The organism is Streptomyces sp. NPDC052079, from assembly GCF_040680275.1.
In the GTDB taxonomy this organism is placed as follows: domain Bacteria; phylum Actinomycetota; class Actinomycetes; order Streptomycetales; family Streptomycetaceae; genus Streptomyces.
Genome location: NZ_JBFAWL010000017.1, coordinates 115964 through 135935, shown reverse-complemented (window position 1 = coordinate 135935; position 19972 = coordinate 115964). Strand labels below are relative to the sequence as shown.

Genomic DNA, 19972 nt, shown 5'->3' with positions numbered 1-19972 from the left:
GCCCCCGTTGATGTCAGAAGTGGATGTCAAAGGCCCCGGACCATGATCGGTCCGGGGCCTTTTGGCTGGTGCCCCCGGCAGGATTCGAACCTGCGACACCCGCTTTAGGAGAGCGGTGCTCTATCCCCTGAGCTACGAAGGCGGGGCCGTATGCGTGCGGCCTCAGGCGTCAGCGTACCGGATCGCGATCGTTGCGGTGTGGGGGTTAGGGGGCGGGGCCGGCCGTCAGGTGTGGGTGGTGCGGGTTACGCGGATGCGGTACGTGTCGTTGTCCGACTTCAGGACCGCCACCCGGATCCCCGCCTTCCGGTCCACGAAGCTCTCGCCGGGCGTGAAGGTCGCGTCCGAGAGTTCCGCGTGGACGTTGGCGGTGCGGGTGCAGCCGCCGCTGTCCCGGCGGGAGTCGTAGACGGTGACCGGGCCCATGCCGGTGTCCACGTTCGCGTCGACGCGGTAGATGAGGATGCCGGGGCGGCAGACCGCCTCGTCGTTGCCGGCGCGGGTGCGCAGTTCGACGGCGTAGCCGGAGTGGGCGTTCAGGGGGATGAAGACCAGTTTGGGGCCGCCGGTCCGTGCGAGGGGCGTGAGTGCGTACTCCCGTGTGCCCCGGCTCGCCGCGCAGCCGACCTGGGACACGTCCAGCCAGCCCAGTTTCCACTTGTGCCAGGCGAGGAGGTCGTTGTTGGCGCCCCAGTCCTCGCTCATGATGTCCCAGTGGCCGACCGCGCCGCCGCCCTCGGCGGTGTAGAGGTCGGGCAGGCCGAAGACGTGGCCGTTCTCGTGCGGCAGGACGCGGTAGCCGGTGCGGTCGTAGGAGCCGGAGCCGTCGTCCTGGCGGGAGTAGACGAAGGACGCGTTGGAGACGGGGATGCCGTCCGCGGTCGGGGCCTCACGGTTGCCGGCGAAGGTGACGGACAGGACCGTGTCCAGGGCGGCCGGGCCCGCGTTGGGGGTGACCAGCACGTTCAGCAGGTCGTACGCCTGGAAGTCCACCTCGGGATCGGCCTCGGCCACGATGTCGCGGACCAGGTCGCGGTAGCCGGGGTCGAAGGGGGCGCCGCGCTCTATGCCGTACGCGCGGAAGGACTTGGGCATGCGCAGCCAGCCGGGGATCGGGATCTCGGGGCGGTAGTCGAGGCGGCCGTAGGAGCTGGTGGCGAACCACTCCCGGGTCTGGGGGAAGAACTCCCGGTAGCGGTCGAGGGCGTCGCCCTCACCGGGGGCGTCGGAGAAGTCGATCATCAGGGTGAGGGCGCGGATCGTGCCGGTGGAGCGGATGTAACCGGGCTTCGTGGGGATGCCCTCCGACATCTGGACCTCACGGTTGCTGCTGATCATGCAGGGGCCGTGTGCGGAGGTGCGGGAGAGGGCGCTCGGTCCGGCGCCGACGGTGGAGGCGCCGGGGGAGAGGTGGCCGTTGCCGGCGGAGGTGCTGACGGCCAAGGTCAGGGCGGAGACGGAGGCGAGGGCGGCCAGGCGACGCGGGGATATCCGGCGTCGGCGCGGCTGCCACTGCATGCCAGGACCTCCGCTCCGCACGGCAGCCGCCAGTCTCCGACTGCACCCTCTCGATCACCCTGCGTCGCCGGTTGGGGGTGCGCTCGCTGGGAGGGCCGATCGTGGGCGCCGCGGGCATCCCCGTACGGGAGGCCGGTGGGTATCGCCGCGAGGTATCAGCGCAAGCGGCAGGATGTGACGTGGGTCACAGGAAAAGATCCGGGAGGCGGAAATAACCGGGGATCGTTTCCCCGTTTAGACCTGTGTCCGCGCGAAACGGGGATTTCCTCCCCGGATTCGACCCCGGATTTGAGATTCGACAAGCCAAACGACCGAGGAGTGCACCGTGCAGACCGCGAACCCCGTCACGCGCAAGGCGCCCCGGCCCCGCGCCGATGCCCTGCGCAACCGGGAGCGGATCGTCACCGCCGCCCGCGAGATGTTCGTCGAGTTCGGGCCGGACGTGCCGCTCGACGAGATCGCCCGCCGGGCCGGCGTCGGCAATGCCACGGTGTACCGCAACTTCCCCGACCGCGACGCGCTGGTGCGCGAGGTCGTCTGCTCCGTGATGGACCGTACGGTGCGGGCGGCCGAGCAGGCGCTGGGCGAGACCGGGGATGCCTTCGAAGCACTGGAGCGCTTCGCGCACACGGCCGCCGACGAGCGGATCAGCGCGCTGTGCCCGATGATCTCCAGCACCTTCGACCAGCACCACCCCGACCTGGAGGACGTACGCCGGCGAGCCGAGAGCCTCGTCGCGCAGCTGATGGACCGCGCCAAGGCGGCGGGTCAGCTCCGTGCCGACGTGGAGTACGGCGATCTGATGGTGGGCGTCGCCCAGCTGAGCCGGCCCCCGGCCGGTGCCGGCTGCACGAGCGCCGACCGCTTCGTCCACCGCCATCTGCAGCTGTTCCTGGACGGGATGCGGGCGCCCGCCCCGACTGTCCTGCCGGGTTCGGCCGTGACCGTGGAGGATCTGCGCTGCTGAGCGAGCCCTGATACCGCATCCGCGCCGCCCGTCCTGACCACGGGCCTCGCATCGAACGGCCGTCCCGGGGACGCGTCGTTCCCTGAAGACACCCGATTTTTCATTACACACTCTCGATTTCCGTCACGAGTACCGAAGTGGGTACCCCCATGTCTGAAACAGCCTCGCCGGCGGCGAAGACCGCCGGCGCTCCGGACGCCAACCGCTGGAAAGCGCTCGTCTTCATCGCGCTCGCCCAGCTGATGGTCGTACTGGACGCGACCATCGTGAACATCGCCCTGCCCTCCGCCCAGCAGGACCTGGGCATCTCGGACGGCAACCGGCAGTGGGTCGTCACCGCGTACGCCCTCGCCTTCGGCGGTCTGCTGCTGTTCGGCGGCCGGATAGCCGACCTGTGGGGGCGCAAGCGGGCCTTCGTCCTCGGTCTGGGCGGCTTCGCGCTGGCCTCCGCGCTCGGTGGCGCGGCCACCAACGAGGCCATGATGTTCGGTGCCCGTGCCTTGCAGGGCGCGTTCGGCGCGCTGCTCGCGCCCGCCGCGCTCTCCCTGCTCGCGGTGATGTTCACCGACGGCAAGGAGCGCGCCAAGGCGTTCGGCATCTACGGCGCGATCGCCGGTGGCGGTGGTGCCGTGGGCCTGATCCTCGGCGGCTTCCTCACCGAGTACCTGGACTGGCGCTGGACGTTCTTCGTGAACATCCCGTTCGCCGTCGTCGCCGCGGCCGGTGCGTACCTCGTCATCCGTGAGCCGGAGGGCGGACGCAACCGCTCGCCGCTCGACATCCCGGGCGTCGTCCTGTCCACACTGGGCCTGGTCGCGCTCGTCTACGGCTTCACCCGCGCGGAGTCCGAGGGTTGGAGCGACTCCGTGACCGTGAGCATGTTCATCGCGTCCGCCGTGCTGCTGGCCGCCTTCGTGATCGTCGAGGCCAGGGTCAGGGCGCCGTTGCTGCCGCTGCGCGTGATCACCGAGCGCAACCGCGGCGGGGTCTACCTGTCGCTGGGTCTGGCGATCATCGCGATGTTCGGCCTGTTCCTCTTCCTCACCTACTACCTGCAGGTCGTGAAGGGGTACTCGCCGGTGAAGACCGGATTCGCCTTCCTGCCGATGATCGCGGGCATGATCGTGGGGTCGACGCAGATCGGCACCCGGCTGATGACCCGGGTCGCGCCCCGGCTGCTGATGGCCCCCGGCTTCCTGGTCGCGGCGCTCGGCATGCTGCTGCTGACCCAGCTGGAGATCGACTCCTCGTACGCGGCCCTGCTGCTGCCGGCGATGCTGCTGCTCGGTCTGGGCATGGGTACGGCGTTCATGCCGGCCATGTCGCTGGCCACCCTGGGTGTGGAGCCGCGTGACTCCGGTGTCGCCTCCGCGATGGTCAACACCTCGCAGCAGGTGGGCGGCGCGATCGGTACGGCCCTGCTGAACACGATCGCCGCCTCGGCCACCACGTCCTACATCGCCGATCACATCGGCGGCGCCGGCAGCCGGTCCCAGCAGCAGCTGGTCCAGCTCCAGGGGCAGGTGGAGGGCTACACCAGCGCGATCTGGTTCGCCGTCGGGATCCTGGTCGTGGCCTCGGCCATCGCCGCGGTCCTGATCAACGCGGGCAAGCCGGGCGGCACCACCGTCGCGTCCTCCGACGCCTCCCTCGAGGACGAGGTGGCCGTGCCGGTGGCCATGCACTGACGGCCTGCACAGCTCACAACATCCGTACGGAAGACATCCGTGCCACCCGTACGGAGGAGGAGGGGACGCCTCCCCGTACGGCTTCCGGGACCTGCCCCGGCTCCCGCCTCGTCAGCGGAGCCAGGGCAGGTCCGCCCCCGTTTCGCTCGGCTGAAGTCCCTCGGCGATGATCCGCATGATCTCGCCGAGGGACTTCTGCTGTTCCGGGGTGAGCCGGTCGAAGACCGCCTGGCGTACGGCGTCCACATGGCCGGGCGCGTGCCGGTGCAGCACCTTCCGGCCCTCCTCCGTCAGTACGGCGAACTGGCCGCGCTTGTCGGAGGGGCAGTCCTCGCGGCGCACCCAGCCGTTCTTCTCCAGCCGGGCGACGGCGTGCGAGAGGCGGGAGCGGGTGATCTTCGCGGACCTGGCCAGCTCCGTCATCCGCAGGCGCCGGTCCGGGGCCTCGGCGAGCCTGACCAGCAGGCCGTAGTACACGTGCGGCATTCCCGCGTCACGCTGGAGCTGACGGTCGAGGTGGTCCTCCAGGAGGGTGGCGGCTTCGATGTACGCGCGCCACACGCGCTGTTCCTCGTCGGTGAGCCAGCGGGGCTCCTCGGCGTCGGCCGATACGGGTGCCGTCTTCATGTACTCCACTGTACGGCCAACCTCCTTGAAAGTTAAACAAAAATGGCGTACGGTCGGCAGTGGAAATTGAGAGTTCAAGTAACACCCCGTGTCACCCCCCGAAGGGTCACCTCGGCGCGGGGGCACCAAGACCCGCTGAAGGGAGTCGCCGTCATGACCGCCGCCACTCAGGAGCGCATGCCCGCGCTCTACCTCAGCCACGGCGCCCCGCCCCTGGCCGACGACCCCGTCTGGCCCGGTGAGCTGGCCGCCTGGTCGGCCGGGCTGCCCCGCCCCAAGGCCATCCTCGTCGTCTCCGCCCACTGGGAGGAGGCCCCGCTCGCCCTCGGCGCCACCGAGACCGTCCCTCTCGTCTACGACTTCTGGGGCTTCCCCCAGCACTACTACGAGGTGACCTACGGCGCCCCCGGCGCCCCCGCGCTCGCGGACTCCGTGCGCAAGCTGCTGCGCGCCCCCGGCATGCCCGTGCAGGACGTCCCGGACCGGGGTCTGGACCATGGCGCGTACGTCCCGCTCGTCGAGATGTACCCCGGCGCGGACATTCCGGTCCTGCAGATCTCCATGCCGACACTGGACCCGGTGAAGCTGATGGAGATCGGGCGGCGCCTCGCGCCGCTGCGCGACGAGGGTGTGCTGATCATCGGCTCAGGGTTCTTCACCCACAACCTGGCCGCGCTGCGGCAGGGCGGCATTCCCGCCTGGTCGGCGGAGTTCGACGCCTGGGGCCGCGAGGCCCTGCAGGCGGGGGACGTGGACGCACTGCTCGACTTCACCCGCAAGTCCCCCGCGGGCCTGCTCGCCCACCCGCGCACCGAGCACTTCGCCCCGCTCTTCGTGACCATGGGCGCCGCGGACGCCGCCGGTGAGCTCGGGGAACAGAAGTCCGTGATCGACGGGTTCTGGATGGGGCTGGCCAAGCGGTCGGTGCAGTTCGGCTGAGGCCCAAGGCGCGCGGGAGGCGCTACAGCTCCTTCTCGTACCAGGCCACGTCCCACCAGCGGCCGAACTTGCGGCCCACCTCCCGGTACGTACCGACGTGCCGGAAGCCGAAGCGCTCATGCAGGCGCGTCGAGGCGTCGTTCGGCTCTGCGATGCCGGCGTAGGCGCGGTGCAGGCCCTCGCCCGCCAGGGCCTCGAAGAGGGCCTTGTAGAGCAGGGTGCCGACGCCGCGCCGGCCCGCGTCCGGGGCGACGTAGACCGTCGTTTCCACAGAGGTGGCGTAGGCGGGCTTGGGGCGGAAGGGGCTGGACGTGGCGTACCCCAGGATCCGCCCCGGACCCGCGCCCGTGGCAACCATCAGGCGGTAGGGGCCGTCTACAGGGTGGGAGAGCAGCCAGGGGCGGCGCTCCTCCGGGGTGAACGGCGATGTGTCAAATGTGATCGCCGTCTCACGGACGTAGTGGTTGTACAGGTCGGTGAGGGCCGACAGATCGCCCTCCCCACCCGGCCTGACCTGCACCTCCGCATGATCCGACAGCATCGCGCCTCCCCGCGTGGGCCGACAGGATACTGCATGATCAGAAAAATCGGGGGTCGGGTTGGGAATTCTGTCCGGATTCCAGTCGTTGTTTCCCTTGGATGCAGGGCACCCGACCAGAGTCCGGAGGGACCTGAGAGATGTGCTGAGCGTCCACAGGACCACCCGCTGACCTCATCATCGCAAGGGAGCACGCATGGCAACCCGCGCCGTCGCCCGTCGTCAGTCCGCCACCGGCGAGACGGCCGACTCGGCACGCACTGTCCGCGCCCATGGCGGCGAAATGGCCGACCGCGACCTGGTCGGCATGTACCTCGACGAGATCGCGCGCACGCCGCTGCTCGACGCCGCCAAGGAAGTCGAGCTGTCTAAGATCATCGAGGCGGGTGTGTTCGCGCAGCAGATCCTCGACGGCCTCGAGGAGAACAAGGTGGGGGCGACCCCCGAGGAGCTCCAGGCGCTGGTCGACGCGAGCGAGCAGGCCAAGGACGTTTTCATACGTTCCAACCTCCGCCTGGTCGTCGCCGTCGCCCGGCGGTACCCGCGCAGCGGGCTGCCGCTGCTGGACCTGATCCAGGAGGGCAACGCCGGTCTGGTGCGCGCGGTGGAGAAGTTCGACTACCGCAAGGGCTTCAAGTTCTCGACGTACGCGACCTGGTGGATCCGTCAGGCCATCACGCGGTCGATCGCCGACCAGTCGCGCACCATCCGCCTGCCCGTCCACCTGGTGGAGGAGCTGGGCCGGATCCGGCGCGTGCAGCGCGAGTTCAACCGGGAGCACGGCCGGGAACCGGAGCCCGCGGAGATCGCCGCCGAGCTCGGCTCCACGCCGGAGCGCGTCACCGATGTGCTGGACTGGGCCCGTGACCCGGTCTCGCTGAACATGTCGGTGGACGACGAGGGCGAAACCCAGTTCGGTGACCTGCTGGAGGACACCTCGGCGGTCTCACCGGAGCAGTCGGTGCTGACGCTGCTGCGCAGCGAGGAGCTGGACGACCTGATCGGCCGCCTCGACCAGCGCACGGCCTCCATCATCAAGATGCGCTACGGCATCGAGGACGGCCGTGAGCGCACGCTGACCGAGGTCGGCAAGGAGCACGGTCTGACCCGCGAGCGCATCCGCCAGATCGAGAAGCACGCGCTGCTGGAACTGAAGAAGCTGGCCCGCGACACCGGGTTCGACGCGGCGGCGTGACAGCCGGCTTCGTCGTGCCGGGGTGGCGACCGCTTGCGGCGCGGTAGCGTGAACACCCCGGCCGCGTACGCCGGGTGGCGAAGCACCGCGCAGAATATGGCCGTTCCCCGCCGCTTCAACCCGCTGGGCCCTGGGAACAAGCATTCCAGACCCAGGTGTTCGAGCCTCGGGGGCTTGAGCCCCCGGTCCATAGAGAGCCACGTCCCGACGCACCACCCCCCCCCGGCGCCGGGACTTCCCAAGGCCGGGTTCGGCGCCCCTCCCCCCGGGCGCCGGACCCGGCTTTCTCATGCCCCATGACTGGTCGGCGGGTCACCCCGAACCTGAACCCCGGGGTGACCCACCAGATGGCAGATTGTGCCACATGGGCATAGCCTGCCGGGCGTGACCAGCAGCACCACCTCGACCCCGACCCCGCCCCTTCCGCCTCCCGCGCTCTCGCTGACCGCACGGCGCAAGGCCGAGACCCGTATGGAGATCGCCCGCGCGGCGGCCGGACTCTTCGTCCGGCAGGGGCTCCGGGCCACCCGCGCCGAGGACATCGCCCAGGCGGCGGGGATCGCCCCGCGCACCTTCTACCGGTATTTCGCCAGCAAGGAAGAGGCCATCGGCCCGCTCTACGCCGTCGGTGCCGAACGCTGGGTGGAGGCGGTGCGCGCCACCCCCGCGGAGGTGCCCGTGCCCCGGGTCCTGGAGGACGCCGTGCGTCACACGCTGACGCCGGGGCTCGGGGTGTCGGTGGCCTCCTGGGACTGGGCGCGCACGCTGATCCGGCTGGCCCGGGCGGACCCGGCCCTCGGCAGGGTGTGGGCGGAGGCGTGCCGGGCGTCGGAGCGGAACCTGACGGAGGCGCTCGCGAAACGCCTGGCGTCGAGTCACGTCCCGTACGAAGACAACGTTGCCCACCGCAGCCGGCTGGCGTTCGCCGCGGCAGTCGCGAGCGCCGCCGTACGCACCGCCATGGAGAGCTGGGCGGCGGGTGACGGCCCCGCCGAGGGCCCCCAGGGACCGGCCGAACTGGCCGTGGCCAACCTGGCCGCGCTCCGGGACTTCCCCTGGTCGGACCTGACGTCCCCCGTCCCCGACGCGCCATGACGCCGTTTCACGGCGTGCCGTTTCCGCCCGTGGCCGCCCTGGTCATCCGGGCACCCAACTCCCGGACCGCGTCCACCAGTTCCTGCGGTGCCCGCACCGTGAAGTCGTGCCCCAGCATCGCCAGACGCACCGCCATCCACTCCTTCGCGTCGCTCACCGTCGCCCGGAGCCGGCAGGTGCCCTCGTCGAGCGGCTGGGGTGTGCCCAGCCAGCCGGGGATGCGGGCGGCGACCGTCCCGGCCGGGGCGGCGAAGGTGACGTCCAGCTCATAGGACTCCTGCGCCCGGTACATCGACCGGCGCAGATACTCCGCCGCGCTGCCCGTCGGCAGCTCCCTCGGTGTGAAGCGCGCCCCCGTCGCGAAGGGGTCGCTCACCCGGTCGACGCGGAACGTCCGCCAGTCCGCGCGGTCGAGGTCGTACGCCACGAGGTACCAGCGCCGCCCGGTCGACACCAGCCGGTACGGCTCCGTCACGCGCCGGGACTCGGTGCCGTCGGCCGCCCGGTAGGCGAACCGCAGCCGCTCCCGCCCGGCCACCGTGGAGGCCATGACGGTGAGGGTCTCCGGGGCGATCGTCGCGCCGTCGCCGCTGGTCAGCGGAGTGGTCGCGGCCTGGAGTGTGCTGACGCGGTGCCGCAGCCTGCCGGGCAGCACCTGCTCAAGCTTCGCCAGCGCCCGTACGGACGCCTCGTCCACGCCCTCCAGCGCGTGCCCGGCGCCGGCCCGCAGTCCGACCGCGATGGCCACCGCCTCCTCGTCGTCGAGGACCAGGGGAGGCATCGCCATGCCGGCGACGAGCCGGTAGCCGCCGTCCGCGCCGAGGGTCGCCTGCACGGGATAGCCCAGTTCGCGTAGCCGGTCGATGTCGCGCCGGATCGTGCGGCGCGAGACCCCGAGCCGCTCGGCCAGTTCGCCGCCGGGCCACCCGCGTGGTGTCTGGAGGAGGGAGAGGAGGGTCAGCAGCCGGGCCGGGGTGTCCGTCGTCATGTCCTCGAGGATGCCCCGTAAGTAGGACCTGATCTGACCTATATGGGGAATAGCTTCTGGGACATGACCTTCACCGACACCCGGCATGCACCGCAGCCCGCAGCGGGCGACCGACGCCGCTGGTTCGCGCTCGCCATCGTGATGACCGCGGCCTTCATGGACCTCGTCGACGTCACGATCGTGAACATCGCGATCCCCTCGATCCAGCGCCACGACGGCGCCACGTTCAGCCAGATCCAGTGGATCACCGCCGGATACGCGCTGGCCTTCGCCGCCGGCCTCGTCACCGGCGGCCGGCTCGGCGACATCCACGGCCGCAAGCGGATCTTCCTCGTCGGCATCGGCGGATTCACTCTCGCCTCCGCGCTGTGCGGGCTCGCCGTGAACCCGGAGATGCTGGTCGCCTCCCGTATCCTCCAGGGGGCCATGGCGGCGCTGATGGTGCCGCAGGTGCTGTCGATCGTGCACGCCACCTTCCCGGCGCACGAACGCGGCAAGGTGTTCGGGCTGTTCGGCGCGATCGTCGGACTGGGCGCTGTGTCCGGACCGCTGCTCGGCGCGCTGCTGACCGAGTGGAACCTGTTCGGCCTGGAATGGCGGCCGATCTTCCTGATCAACCTCCCGGTCGGCATCGCGGGCCTGGTCCTCGGCAGCCGCTTCATCACCGAGTCGAAGGCGCCGCGCGCCCTGAAGCTGGATCTGGTGGGCGTCGCCCTGGTCACCCTGGCGCTGCTGATGCTGCTCTACCCGCTCACCCGGGGCCGTGAGCTGGGCTGGCCGGTGTGGGGGTACGTGTCGATGGCCGGCGCGCTGGTGGTGTTCGCGGCGCTGGTGGCGTACGAGCGGGTCAAGGGCGCGCGGGACGGCTCCCCGCTGATCGAGCTGTCGCTGTTCAAGGTGAAGAGCTTCGCGGCGGGCATCGCGGTGCAGACGGTGTTCGGTATCGGCCTCGGCATCTTCTTCCTGGTGTGGACGATGTACATGCAGATCGGCCTGGGCTGGAGCGCGCTGCGGGCCGGGCTGACAGGGGTGCCGTTCTCCGTCGCGGTGTCCGCGGCGGCCGGGATGTCGGTGCAGCTGCTGGTCCCGCGCTACGGGCGCAAGGTGCTCCAGGCCGGTGCCCTCGTCATGGCGGCCGGTGTGCTGATCTACGTGTGGGAGGCCGGGCGGTACGGCCAGTCCATCGCCTCCTGGCAGATGGCGCTGCCGCTGGTGGTCATGGGTGCGGGCATGGGGCTGATCGTCGCTCCGCTGACGGACGCGGTGCTGTCGGAGGTGCCGCGTGAGCACGCCGGGTCGGCGTCGGGGCTGATCAACACCGTGCAGCAGATGGGCAACGCGCTGGGGCTCGGCCTGGTGTCGGTGGTGTTCTTCGGGGTGATCGACGAGCCGCTGGCACCGGCCGAGGTGGGTGCGGCCTTCACGGACGGTTTCCAGCACGCGCTGGGCTGGGTGGCCGCGGTGATGGGCGTGATCTTCCTGCTGATGTTCGCCCTTCCGAAGCGCCCCGCCCAGCACGTGGAGGGCGTGGAGGACGCTCCGGCGGCGGTGGAGAAGGAACCGGAGCTCGTGCCCTGAGTGTCCTGAGCGGACGGTCCACGGCACGCGGAACGGGCCCGGCACCCACGGGGGGTGCTGGGCCCGTCGCGTCCCCCGAACCCGGACGGCCGATGCGTCCGTTTGGGTAGGTGTGCGCGGTTCATGCCTACTGCGATATAGATCACGATCGTTACGATCCGGGCCCAAAATCCCGGACCGTGGTGTGTACTGGGCCGCATGCCTGAGTACAAGACGCTCTCGCGAACGACGGGTGCCACCGTCCTCACCCTGGTGGCCATGGCCTGCGCGGCGGGCCTGGCCGACGTCCTGCGGCGCCGGCGCGGGCGGACACACGCACCCGGCACCCCCGAGGCCGACGAACGGCACACCCCCCACGGCGCCCCGACCATCCCGCGCCAACGCGAAACGGGCCCCCTCGCGGAGGCGGTGCGGCTCACCCCGGCCGAGCGTGACGCCTTCGCCGTGCTGGTACGACGCCTCAGCGAGGGGGACTGAGCCTCAGCGAGGCCGTCAGGAAACCTGCGCCGCCCGGCGCTCCATGGCGTCCCGCGCCGCGTCCTCGCTGGTGTACACCTCGCACATGTGCCGTCCGTCCGACGTGACCGTGTGCTCTACCTCCCACAGGGAGAGCTCCATGCCGTCACCGAGCAGGAACGCGTGCTCGTAAAGGGAGAAGCACAGCCCGGGCCGTCCCACGCGGGACGGGCGGCCGAAGGCCTGCGTGATCCGGTGCGCGCACGCCGTGGTCAGCAGGGCGGCCGTCTCCGGGTCCGGCCGGTCCGGATTCTCCGCGCGGCGCAGTAAACGGCGCGCGTGATCCGGGGAATCGTCCGGAACATATACCTGCCGCAGCGCGGAAGCCGGGATCAGCTGCACCGTCACCGGCAGCTCGAAGTCCGGGGCGTCCGCCGGGAACGGCAGCCGGGCCGTGGCCGTGCGCAGCTCCTCCTCGTCCACGTAGATCTCGTGCTCCGGCTCGCTGCCCGGGGCGGTGTTGTGGACGAGCTCCCACAGCGTGACCGCCGAACCGTCCGCGAGCAGCCAAGTGTGCCGGTACGTCTCCCGGTGCAGACCGGCGCTGTGGTGCGCGGAGTGCAGGGAACCGTCGTGCGCCAGCGCGCAGTCCAGCCGCCGGATCGTCTCCTCCGGCAACTCGAAGGAGTTCAGGGCGCGGCCGAGGAGTCGCGCGAGGTGCTCCTCCGGAGACTCGGGCGAGTCGGATGGTTCGTACGCTGCCGTCTCGTACGGAACACTCAAGGTTTCTCCCGGCGTTGCTGCATGTCACCTTGTGGGTGCATAACGTAGCCCCTCGGTCGGACGTCATGTCCAGGATCCGAGAAAACGTATGGCCGGAAAACGACCGGGCCGCGCGAGAAATTCCCCGGCGCCCCCGCGGGACGACAACTCTTCCTGCTCACACGTCACTTCGGTGCTCATCCGCCCCATCCGCCTCAAAGGCCGTACAGCGTCCCGTACGACGGCCAGGCCCCACCGGGACCGTCGACCGGCTCGGCGGCGCGCACCGCCCGTACGATCGCCCGGGTCACCAGGTCCGCGCCCGCCGCCAGCAGCCCGTTCAGGGCGAGGGGGTTCGCCGCGTCGAGCGGGCGGGCGCCCGTGGCCAGGGTGAAGACGGTGTCGCCGTCGCTCAGCAGATGCACCGGCCGTACGGCTCGCGCGATGCCGTCGTGGGCGGTGCCGGCCAGCTTCTGGGCCTGCGCCTTCGACAGAAGGGCGTCGGTGGCGACCACCGCGAGCGTGGTGTTCAGCGGGGGAGGGGTGTTCCGCTCGGCCGCCTCCGCCAGCCGCCGCAGCGCGGCCTTGTGCACGTCCGGCTCCGGGTGACGCACCCGGCCCTGGATCAACTCCCCGTACAGCACCCCCGTTTCCGGCTCGATGGCCGAACCCACCGCGTTGGCCACCACCAGCGCGGCCACCGTGATCCCCGAGTCCAGCACCGTGCTCGCCGTGCCGACCCCTCCCTTCAACTGCCCCAGCACGGCGCCCGTGCCGGCGCCCACACAGCCCTGCGGAACCGGAGCACCGGGCTCGCTCGCCGCCGCTGCCTCGACCGCGGCCCGGCCGGTGGCCGCGTCCGGCCGGGCCCGGAAGTCGCCGCCCCGGCCCAGGTCGAAGACGCAGGCGGCCGGCACCACCGGCACCACGTGTGCGGGGTCGCGCCCGACGCGCACCCCGCGTCCCCGCTCTTCCAGCCAGGCCATTACCCCGGACGCCGCGTCCAGCCCGTATGCGCTGCCGCCGGTCAGCACGACCGCCTCGACCTTCTGCACCAGGTTGCGCGGATCGAGCGCGTCGGTCTCCTTCGTGCCGGGGCCGCCGCCGCGCACATCCACCGCGGCCACGGCCCCGCCCTCGGGCGCGAGCACCACCGTGGTGCCGGTGAGCCACCCGTCACCGGTACGTGTCGCATGCCCCACGCGCACGCCGGCCACATCTGTCAGAGCGTCAGCCGTCATGGGGCCAGTCTTGCCCGTCCGGACTCAGCCGTACCCTGGAGGCATGAGTGCCGCCCCCGATCCCCGCCCGCGTGAGCCGAAGCCCGCGCTGGTCTTCGACGATCCGCTGGACCAGCAGTCCTCGGACGACACGGACGGCGGGTGGGGCGAGCGCCCGTCCGAGCACCCGTCCGGCGACAGCGCCGCCGATCTGAAGCGCTTCCTCGACGAGAAGCCGCCCCACCACATCTGACCAGGCCGGGCGCCTATCGTTCGCCCTGCCCCGTCCCGCGCTGTGCGACGAGGGTGTCGCGGATTTCCTTGAGTACTTCCAGCTCGGTGATCTCGACGACCTCGTGCGTGCCCTCCTTCGCCTTCCGGCGGGCCTCCACCCGGGCCAGGTACTTCGCCATGGGCAGCACCATCAGGAAGTAGACGACCGCCGCAGTGATCAGGAACTGCAGCGTCGCGCCGACGACCGAGCCCCACAGGATCCTGACGCCCGTCGCGGCGTCCCCGGTGCCCTCGCAGGGGCCCTTCAGGCACGAGCTGTAGCTGTCCAGGTTCTGCGTGCCGAAGGCACCCACCAACGGGTTGATGACGCCCTTCACGACCGAGTTGACGATGTTGGTGAAGGCGGCCCCGATGACCACCGCCACGGCCAGATCGACGACGTTGCCACGCGTCAGGAAGGCCTTGAAGCCCTGCCAGACGCTCGTCCTGTGCTGGTCGCTCACGTCGAGGCCTCTTTTCTCGTGCGCAGGGGACGGAACAAAACGCTCCGCAACCTACGTCACGCCGGCGCGGGCCTGTCCAATGGGGGTGTGCGAACGACGGGCCGGACGGAAGGGCCGCGCCCGGAACGGCGGCGCTCACCACAGCGTCACCGCCAGCCGGGCCGTGGCGCTCGCGCCGGCCAGCCGGGCCGCGGTGTCACGGGGGACCGACAGCACGACCAGCGCCCCCGCGTCGCCCGCTCCGTCCGGCGGCCCGGGTACCTCGGTCACCCGCGCCCCGCGCGCGACCACGCGGGCCTCGCCGCCGGACACCGTCTCCCCTGCGGCGATCACATCCACCCGGTCGCCCGGCCGCAGCAGCCGCACCGTCGCCGCGTCGGCGATCCGTACCGGTGCCGTCACCGTCGTCCCCGCATGCCGCGGCCGTACGGGACGCTCCCCGGGAGACGCCGAGGCGGCCCGCACCGCCTGAGGGCCGCCGGGATGCCCGGGATGCCCGCGCGACCGGTCGGCGTCCCGGGGGCCCGCCGCGACAAGCGCCGCCGCCGTGACGGCGAGCCCGACAGCCACGGCGCGCCTCCGGTGCCGTACGAGCCGGCCCGGGAGCGGCAGCCCGCCGCGCACCCGCACCGGCGCGAAGTGGGGCACCTCGCCCGGGGCGGGGACATCGGCGCCGGGCGGACGCGGAACGACGGGGGAGGAGGAGCAGAGCGAGGAAGGAGGACGCGGAACGACGGGCGAGGAGGAGCAGAGCGAAGAAGAAGGAGGACGGGACACGGGACACCACCACCTGCGACGAGGAACCGGCTTGTGGCTCCCACGATGGGGCACCCCGGCCGGCGCTCGCCGCGCCCTGTGGACGCGTCACCACCCTGTGGACAACTCCGCCACCCGAACGGGACCCTCCCCCTGCCCGCCCGCTACGGCAGCGCGAACCCCGGGTCCATCCCGCCCAGCGCCGACGTGCACAGACAGTCCCGTTCCTCCGTCGCCGGCAGCCCGGCCACCGCGTCGAAGAGCACACCCCGCAGCCGGTCCACATTGGCGGCGAACACCCGCAACACCTCGTCATGGGAGACGCCCTCACCGGTCTCGGCTCCGGCATCGAGGTCGGTGACCAGGGTCAGCGAGGTGTAGCAGAGCTCCAGCTCACGGGCGAGCACCGCCTCGGGGTGGCCCGTCATGCCCACCACCGACCAGCCCTGGGCCTGGTGCCACAACGATTCGGCGCGGGTGGAGAAGCGCGGCCCCTCCACCACGACCAGCGTGCCGCCGTCCACCGGCTCCCAGTCCCGTCCGCGCGCCGCCTTCAGCGCGGCTGCCCGTCCGGTGGGGCAGTAGGGGTCGGCCAGGGACACATGGACCACGTTCGGCACCGTGCCGTCGGGCAGCGGCAGTCCGTCGAAGTACGTGCCGGCCCGGGACTTCGTACGGTCCACGAGCTGGTCCGGAACCAGCAGCGTGCCCGGCCCGTACTCGGGCCGCAGCCCGCCCACCGCGCACGGACCGAGGACCTGGCGCGCGCCGACCGACCGGAGCGCCCACAGGTTGGCGCGGTAGTTGATGCGGTGCGGCGGCAGATGGTGACCGCGTCCGTGCCGGGGCAGGAAGGCGACCCGGCGGCCGGCCACCTCGCCGAGGAACAGGGAGTCGCTGGGCGCCCCGTAGGGGGTGTCGACCTGGAGCTCGGTCACGTCGTCGAGGAAGGAGTAGAACCCGGAGCCGCCGATCACACCGATCTCGGCCTTCGCCATGTTCGCCATGCTCCGCACCCTAACGGCCCCCGGAGAAGCAGAAGACCCCCTCGTCGGATGACGAGAGGGTCCCTGGAAGACCGGGCCTACGCGGCGGTGGTGGTGCCGGCGGAGCTGCCGGAGCCGGACGAGCCGGACGACGATGACGAGGCCGCACCGGAACCGGAGTCCGAGGAGGAGGACGAAGAGGTGGAGGCCGAGGCCTTCGACGACGACGGCGAGCTGCTCGACGAGGAGCCGCGGCTGTCGTTGCGGTAGAAGCCGGAACCCTTGAAGACGATGCCGACCGCCGAGAACACCTTCTTCAGGCGGCCCTGGCAGTTGGGGCAATCGGTCAGGGCGTCGTCGGTGAACTTCTGCACCGCCTCGAGGCCCTCGCCGCACTCGGTGCACTGGTACTGGTAGGTCGGCACTGTCTTCCTCCTGGCACTCTCACTCGATGAGTGCTAACAATCGTCAATGGTAACCCGTGCCGCAAGTAAGGGGAGTAACGTACGTCACCTGCTTACGGGCAGCGGTCAGGGCTTGACCGCCATGAGGGCGGCTCGCCCGAGTGGGAAGCCGCGTTCGCGGCGGAGTCACAGTGACGTATTCCGTGGAAAATCCGGAAAACCACACGTCACATCTCACCGATCGCGACGGGTTCGCGATGGGCCGCGCCGCGCGTGACCGGACTGGTCACGCGCGGCGGCACAAGACGTGACCGCGAGAGCATGAGATTCGCGAGCGCGAGCACCGTGCCGGCCATAGGCACCAGGAATCCGGCGCCGTCCCAGAGGCGGTCCTCCAGCTGTCCGGCGACCATGACGGCCGCGGCCTGGCCGAGCGCGACGGCGCCGGTCAGCCAGGTGAAGGCCTCGGTGCGGGCCCCGGCCGGGACCAGGTTCTCCACCAGCGTGAAGCCGGTGATCAGGGCCGGCGCGATGCACATGCCGACCAGGAGGCCCAGCGCGGCCAGCAGCAGCGCCGAAGGGGCGGTCCACAGGGCGGACGCCGTCAGCGCGAGCGCCGCGTACGCGAGCACCAGGCGCCGCTGCGGGGTGGTCCTCCAGGCGATCGCGCCGCAGGCGATGCCGGCGAGCATGTTGCCCGCCGCGAAGACGCCGTAGAGGACGCCGTTCAGCCCGGGGTTGCCGATCGCCTCGGAGAACGCGGCCAGCGAGACCTGCATGCCGCCGAAGACGGAACCGATGCCGAGGAAGGTCACGATCAGCACCCGCACGCCCGGGACGCGCAGCGCGGAACCGTGCTCCACGCGCGCGTGCTCCTCCCGGCCGGGCCGGGGCTGCGTGCCCTTCTGGGCGGCGAACAGCAGTCCGCCGATCAGGGTCAGCGCGGCCTCGGTGACCAGACCGGCGGCCGGGTCGACGACGGTGCACAGGGCCGTGGCCAGCAGCGGTCCGACGACGAAGGTGAACTCGTCGGTGACGGACTCGAAGGCCGCCGCGGTCGTCATCAGCGGAGAGCCCTTGAGCTTCACGCCCCAGCGGGCGCGCACCATGGGCCCGATCTGCGGCACCGAGGCGCCTGTGGGCACGGCGGCGGCGAACAGCGCCCACAGGGGCGCGCCGGTCAGCGCCAGCGCGGTGAGGGCGAGCCCGGACACGGTGTGCACCAGGACACCGGGCACCAGCACGGCGCGCTGGCCGTAGCGGTCGGCGAGGCGGCCGCTGTAGGGCGCGAACAGGGCCATGGAGACGCCGGTGACGGCGGCGACGGCGCCCGCCGCGCCGTACGAGCCGGTGGTGTGCTGCACCAGCAGCACGAGGGAGAGCGTGAGCATGGCGAACGGCTGGCGTGCCGCGAAGCCGGGGAGCAGGAACGTCCACGCGCCGCGCGTGCGCAGCAGCCGGCCGTATCCCGGACGGGAGGTGGCCGGCGAATCCTTCGACGTGGTGACCGTGGATGCCACGGCCCGTGCCTTTCCGCCACCTGGTAGCGCCGCCCGCGCGGGTCGTGCGGGCGCGCCGAGAGCTGTCCTCTTGCGCTGACTGCGGTAGATACCGGCGCCACAGCTCAGGGCGTCCCGGCCGCCATACGGTCGCGCCAGCTCTGCATCAGGCAGAGTTGGTTCGATCTGGGGTCGCTTGCATAGTGCGCTTGCACCAATGCGCTTGCATAATACTGCGCTTCCACTGATGCGCTTGCCTCATACAGGGATCAAGGGCCTGCGCGGCTGTGAAACCGAGCACCATGTCACCTTTCCGCCTGCGATTCGTCGGTGCCCAGCCATCCGGCCAGCTTGCCGCCCCGGCTGACCGCGCGCAGGCGGCGCTCGGTGGCGTCCCGCACCGAGTCCGTGGTGACGACGAGCAGTTCGTCCCCGTGACGCAGCGTCGTCGCCGGCAGCGGGACGAACGACGTCCCGTCGCGCACGACGAGCGTGACGGCGGCCCCGGCCGGCAGCCGCAGTTCGCCCACCTCCACGCCGTGCATCTTCGACCCCTCCGGGATCTGGACCGACAGCAGATGCCCGTGCAGCCGCTCCAGGGGCGCCGACTCGATGCCGAGGTCCGCGGCGCCGTAGTCCTCGCCCAGGCGCAGTTTGCGGGCCACCCAGGGCAGCGTCGGGCCCTGGACGAGGGTGTAGACGACGACCAGGACGAAGACGATGTTGAAGATCCGCTCGCTGCCCGCGATGCCCTGCACCATCGGGATCGTCGCCAGGATGATGGGAACGGCCCCGCGCAGCCCCGCCCAGGACAGCAGCACCTGTTCCCGCCAGGGCACCCGGAACGGCGTCAGGCACACCACGACGCTCAGCGGGCGGGCCACCAGGGTGAGGGCCAGCCCGATGAGCAGCGCGGGCACGAAGTCGTCGCCGAGCTCATGCGGGGTGACCAGCAGACCGAGCAGGACGAACATGCCGATCTGGGCGATCCAGCCGAGCCCCTCGGCGAACCCCCGCGTGGCGGGCCAGTGTGGCAGTTTCGCGTTGCCCAGCACCATCGAGGCGAGATAGACGGCGAGGAAGCCACTGCCGTGGGCGGTCGCTCCGAGCGCGTAGGCGGCGATGGCGATGGCCAGGACGGCGATGGGGTAGAGGCCGGAGGCGGGCAGCGCCACGTGCCGCAGTGCCCAGGCGCCCAGCCAGCCCACCGTGAGACCGATGGCGGCGCCGATGGCCAGCTCCAGGAGGATCTTGCCGAGCAGCACGTACCAGTGCTCGACCGGCCCGGAGGCGGAGAGGGAGACGACCAGGATGACGACGGGCGCGTCGTTGAAGCCGGACTCCGCCTCCAGCGTGCCCGTGACCCGCGAGGGCAGGGGGATTCTCCGCAGCACCGAGAAGACGGCCGCCGCGTCGGTCGAGGAGACCACCGCACCGATGATGAGCGCCTGCCGCCACTCCAGCCCGACCAGGTAGTGCGCCACGGACGCCGTGACCCCGACGCTGACCGCGACGCCGGCCAGGGCGAGTGCCGTGGCGCCGGGCAGGGCCGGTTTCGCCTCGCTCCACTTGGTGCCCAGCCCGCCCTCGGCCAGGATCACGACCAGGGCTGCGTACCCGATGAGCTGCGTCAGCTGGGCATTGTCGTACGAGACGTCGCCGATGCCGTCCTGGCCGATGGCGATGCCTATCCCCATGTAGATGAGCAGGCTGGGGAGCCCGCTGCGCGAGGAGATCCGGACCGCGACGACGGCCACGAGCAGCACGACGGAGCAGACGAGCAGAAGCTGGTTGAGGTGGTGGATGGTCAGCGGCTGTTCCCTTCCCTGACTCAGGCGCATCCGCGCGTGAGGTCACGTACATCGCATGCGATCCACCGCGCTTCCGCGGCAAACTACTTTGTTACTTTACCTAACTCTTGACGCAATCTTGACGCTCAGGGGGGCAAGATCGAACGTCCGTCCGGGCTGGTTCCCGACTCCGCGTCAAGGGGCGCGAGGCCCTGCGCCTATCGTTGCT

20 protein-coding genes and 1 tRNA gene are annotated in these 19972 nt (G+C 71.2%); 8 read left to right on the top strand and 13 right to left on the bottom strand.

The genetic code is table 11. From position 1 onward, the window contains the following. Positions 1-66: 66 nt before the first annotated feature. A tRNA-Arg gene (locus AB0L56_RS23375) sits at positions 67-142 on the bottom strand. 83 nt (positions 143-225) lie between these two features. Then, on the bottom strand, positions 226-1518 hold the full coding sequence (locus tag AB0L56_RS23370) for a M6 family metalloprotease domain-containing protein (RefSeq protein WP_365425933.1): 1293 nt from the start codon (positions 1516-1518) through the stop codon (positions 226-228). A 325-nt stretch (positions 1519-1843) separates the two neighbouring features. Here AB0L56_RS23370 and AB0L56_RS23365 point away from each other — a divergent pair, with 325 nt between their 5' ends. Both AB0L56_RS23365 and AB0L56_RS23360 read left to right on the top strand, forming a co-directional pair. After that, the gene (locus AB0L56_RS23365) at positions 1844-2485 is read left to right on the top strand and encodes a TetR/AcrR family transcriptional regulator (RefSeq protein ID WP_365425931.1); all 642 of its coding nucleotides are present in this window, start codon (positions 1844-1846) and stop codon (positions 2483-2485) included. 149 nt (positions 2486-2634) lie between these two features. After that, a complete protein-coding gene (locus AB0L56_RS23360) occupies positions 2635-4173 on the top strand; it encodes an MFS transporter (protein WP_365425929.1) in 1539 nt (512 codons plus the stop codon). A gap of 111 nt (positions 4174-4284) precedes the next feature. Here AB0L56_RS23360 and AB0L56_RS23355 read toward each other — a convergent pair whose 3' ends face one another. Then, positions 4285-4800, bottom strand: a complete 516-nt coding sequence (locus tag AB0L56_RS23355; protein ID WP_361027690.1) for a MarR family transcriptional regulator — start codon at positions 4798-4800, stop codon at positions 4285-4287. A 177-nt stretch (positions 4801-4977) separates the two neighbouring features. Between AB0L56_RS23355 and AB0L56_RS23350 the strand changes: the two genes are divergently transcribed. Then, positions 4978-5739 (top strand): class III extradiol ring-cleavage dioxygenase, encoded by a 762-nt coding sequence (locus tag AB0L56_RS23350; protein WP_365425980.1) that lies wholly within the window; start codon positions 4978-4980, stop codon positions 5737-5739. A gap of 22 nt (positions 5740-5761) precedes the next feature. On the opposite strand, the gene AB0L56_RS23345 is transcribed toward AB0L56_RS23350, so the two are convergent. Continuing rightward, positions 5762-6280 carry an N-acetyltransferase family protein gene (locus AB0L56_RS23345; RefSeq protein WP_365425927.1) on the bottom strand — a complete coding sequence of 173 codons (519 nt, stop codon included), beginning with the start codon at positions 6278-6280 and terminating at the stop codon, positions 5762-5764. A gap of 193 nt (positions 6281-6473) precedes the next feature. Here AB0L56_RS23345 and AB0L56_RS23340 point away from each other — a divergent pair, with 193 nt between their 5' ends. Next, on the top strand, positions 6474-7472 hold the full coding sequence (locus AB0L56_RS23340) for a sigma-70 family RNA polymerase sigma factor (protein ID WP_361027684.1): 999 nt from the start codon (positions 6474-6476) through the stop codon (positions 7470-7472). Positions 7473-7943: 471 nt separating this feature from the next. After that, on the top strand, positions 7944-8567 hold the full coding sequence (locus AB0L56_RS23335; protein WP_365425978.1) for a TetR family transcriptional regulator: 624 nt from the start codon (positions 7944-7946) through the stop codon (positions 8565-8567). 7 nt (positions 8568-8574) lie between these two features. Here AB0L56_RS23335 and AB0L56_RS23330 read toward each other — a convergent pair whose 3' ends face one another. Continuing rightward, positions 8575-9555 (bottom strand): YafY family protein, encoded by a 981-nt coding sequence (locus AB0L56_RS23330; protein WP_365425925.1) that lies wholly within the window; start codon positions 9553-9555, stop codon positions 8575-8577. A 63-nt stretch (positions 9556-9618) separates the two neighbouring features. Here AB0L56_RS23330 and AB0L56_RS23325 point away from each other — a divergent pair, with 63 nt between their 5' ends. After that, the gene (locus tag AB0L56_RS23325; RefSeq protein ID WP_365425923.1) at positions 9619-11133 is read left to right on the top strand and encodes an MFS transporter; all 1515 of its coding nucleotides are present in this window, start codon (positions 9619-9621) and stop codon (positions 11131-11133) included. A gap of 198 nt (positions 11134-11331) precedes the next feature. After that, positions 11332-11610: a hypothetical protein gene (locus tag AB0L56_RS23320; protein ID WP_365425921.1), complete on the top strand. Its 279-nt coding sequence runs from the start codon at positions 11332-11334 to the stop codon at positions 11608-11610. Between the two features lie 15 nt (positions 11611-11625). On the opposite strand, the gene AB0L56_RS23315 is transcribed toward AB0L56_RS23320, so the two are convergent. Beyond that, positions 11626-12372 carry a DUF6227 family protein gene (locus tag AB0L56_RS23315; protein ID WP_365425919.1) on the bottom strand — a complete coding sequence of 249 codons (747 nt, stop codon included), beginning with the start codon at positions 12370-12372 and terminating at the stop codon, positions 11626-11628. A gap of 194 nt (positions 12373-12566) precedes the next feature. Further along, positions 12567-13592, bottom strand: a complete 1026-nt coding sequence (locus AB0L56_RS23310; RefSeq protein WP_365425917.1) for a P1 family peptidase — start codon at positions 13590-13592, stop codon at positions 12567-12569. A gap of 43 nt (positions 13593-13635) precedes the next feature. Between AB0L56_RS23310 and AB0L56_RS23305 the strand changes: the two genes are divergently transcribed. Further along, a complete protein-coding gene (locus AB0L56_RS23305; RefSeq protein WP_365425915.1) occupies positions 13636-13824 on the top strand; it encodes a hypothetical protein in 189 nt (62 codons plus the stop codon). Positions 13825-13837: 13 nt separating this feature from the next. Here AB0L56_RS23305 and mscL read toward each other — a convergent pair whose 3' ends face one another. From mscL to AB0L56_RS23275, 6 genes are all read right to left on the bottom strand, one after another. Next, entirely contained in the window at positions 13838-14308 is a 471-nt protein-coding gene (gene mscL, locus AB0L56_RS23300; protein WP_361027663.1) for a large conductance mechanosensitive channel protein MscL, read from the bottom strand. A 135-nt stretch (positions 14309-14443) separates the two neighbouring features. Beyond that, positions 14444-14956, bottom strand: coding sequence for a hypothetical protein (locus AB0L56_RS23295; RefSeq protein ID WP_365425977.1), 513 nt, complete (start codon positions 14954-14956; stop codon positions 14444-14446). A 272-nt stretch (positions 14957-15228) separates the two neighbouring features. Further along, complete coding sequence (locus AB0L56_RS23290; RefSeq protein ID WP_365425913.1) at positions 15229-16071, bottom strand: S-methyl-5'-thioadenosine phosphorylase; 843 nt, start codon at positions 16069-16071, stop codon at positions 15229-15231. 77 nt (positions 16072-16148) lie between these two features. Further along, positions 16149-16475, bottom strand: coding sequence for an FmdB family zinc ribbon protein (locus AB0L56_RS23285; protein ID WP_365425911.1), 327 nt, complete (start codon positions 16473-16475; stop codon positions 16149-16151). A 206-nt stretch (positions 16476-16681) separates the two neighbouring features. After that, positions 16682-17974 (bottom strand): MFS transporter, encoded by a 1293-nt coding sequence (locus AB0L56_RS23280; RefSeq protein ID WP_365425909.1) that lies wholly within the window; start codon positions 17972-17974, stop codon positions 16682-16684. Between the two features lie 284 nt (positions 17975-18258). Then, positions 18259-19794 (bottom strand): potassium/proton antiporter, encoded by a 1536-nt coding sequence (locus AB0L56_RS23275; protein ID WP_361027651.1) that lies wholly within the window; start codon positions 19792-19794, stop codon positions 18259-18261. Between the last annotated feature and the right edge of the window lie 178 nt (positions 19795-19972).

What these genes read in the sequence shown, in the direction of transcription:
- AB0L56_RS23290 (WP_365425913.1), bottom strand. Translation starts at nt 16,071, where the DNA reads ATGGCGAACATGGCGAAGGCCGAGATCGGTGTGATCGGCGGCTCCGGG.
- AB0L56_RS23350 (WP_365425980.1), top strand. Translation starts at nt 4,978, where the DNA reads ATGCCCGCGCTCTACCTCAGCCACGGCGCCCCGCCCCTGGCCGACGAC.
- AB0L56_RS23360 (WP_365425929.1), top strand. Translation starts at nt 2,635, where the DNA reads ATGTCTGAAACAGCCTCGCCGGCGGCGAAGACCGCCGGCGCTCCGGAC.
- AB0L56_RS23320 (WP_365425921.1), top strand. Translation starts at nt 11,332, where the DNA reads ATGCCTGAGTACAAGACGCTCTCGCGAACGACGGGTGCCACCGTCCTC.
- AB0L56_RS23340 (WP_361027684.1), top strand. Translation starts at nt 6,474, where the DNA reads ATGGCAACCCGCGCCGTCGCCCGTCGTCAGTCCGCCACCGGCGAGACG.
- AB0L56_RS23370 (WP_365425933.1), bottom strand. Translation starts at nt 1,518, where the DNA reads ATGCAGTGGCAGCCGCGCCGACGCCGGATATCCCCGCGTCGCCTGGCC.
- AB0L56_RS23355 (WP_361027690.1), bottom strand. Translation starts at nt 4,800, where the DNA reads ATGAAGACGGCACCCGTATCGGCCGACGCCGAGGAGCCCCGCTGGCTC.
- AB0L56_RS23305 (WP_365425915.1), top strand. Translation starts at nt 13,636, where the DNA reads ATGAGTGCCGCCCCCGATCCCCGCCCGCGTGAGCCGAAGCCCGCGCTG.
- AB0L56_RS23335 (WP_365425978.1), top strand. Translation starts at nt 7,944, where the DNA reads ATGGAGATCGCCCGCGCGGCGGCCGGACTCTTCGTCCGGCAGGGGCTC.
- AB0L56_RS23345 (WP_365425927.1), bottom strand. Translation starts at nt 6,280, where the DNA reads ATGCTGTCGGATCATGCGGAGGTGCAGGTCAGGCCGGGTGGGGAGGGC.
- AB0L56_RS23325 (WP_365425923.1), top strand. Translation starts at nt 9,619, where the DNA reads ATGACCTTCACCGACACCCGGCATGCACCGCAGCCCGCAGCGGGCGAC.
- AB0L56_RS23310 (WP_365425917.1), bottom strand. Translation starts at nt 13,592, where the DNA reads ATGACGGCTGACGCTCTGACAGATGTGGCCGGCGTGCGCGTGGGGCAT.
- AB0L56_RS23275 (WP_361027651.1), bottom strand. Translation starts at nt 19,794, where the DNA reads ATGCGCCTGAGTCAGGGAAGGGAACAGCCGCTGACCATCCACCACCTC.
- AB0L56_RS23330 (WP_365425925.1), bottom strand. Translation starts at nt 9,555, where the DNA reads ATGACGACGGACACCCCGGCCCGGCTGCTGACCCTCCTCTCCCTCCTC.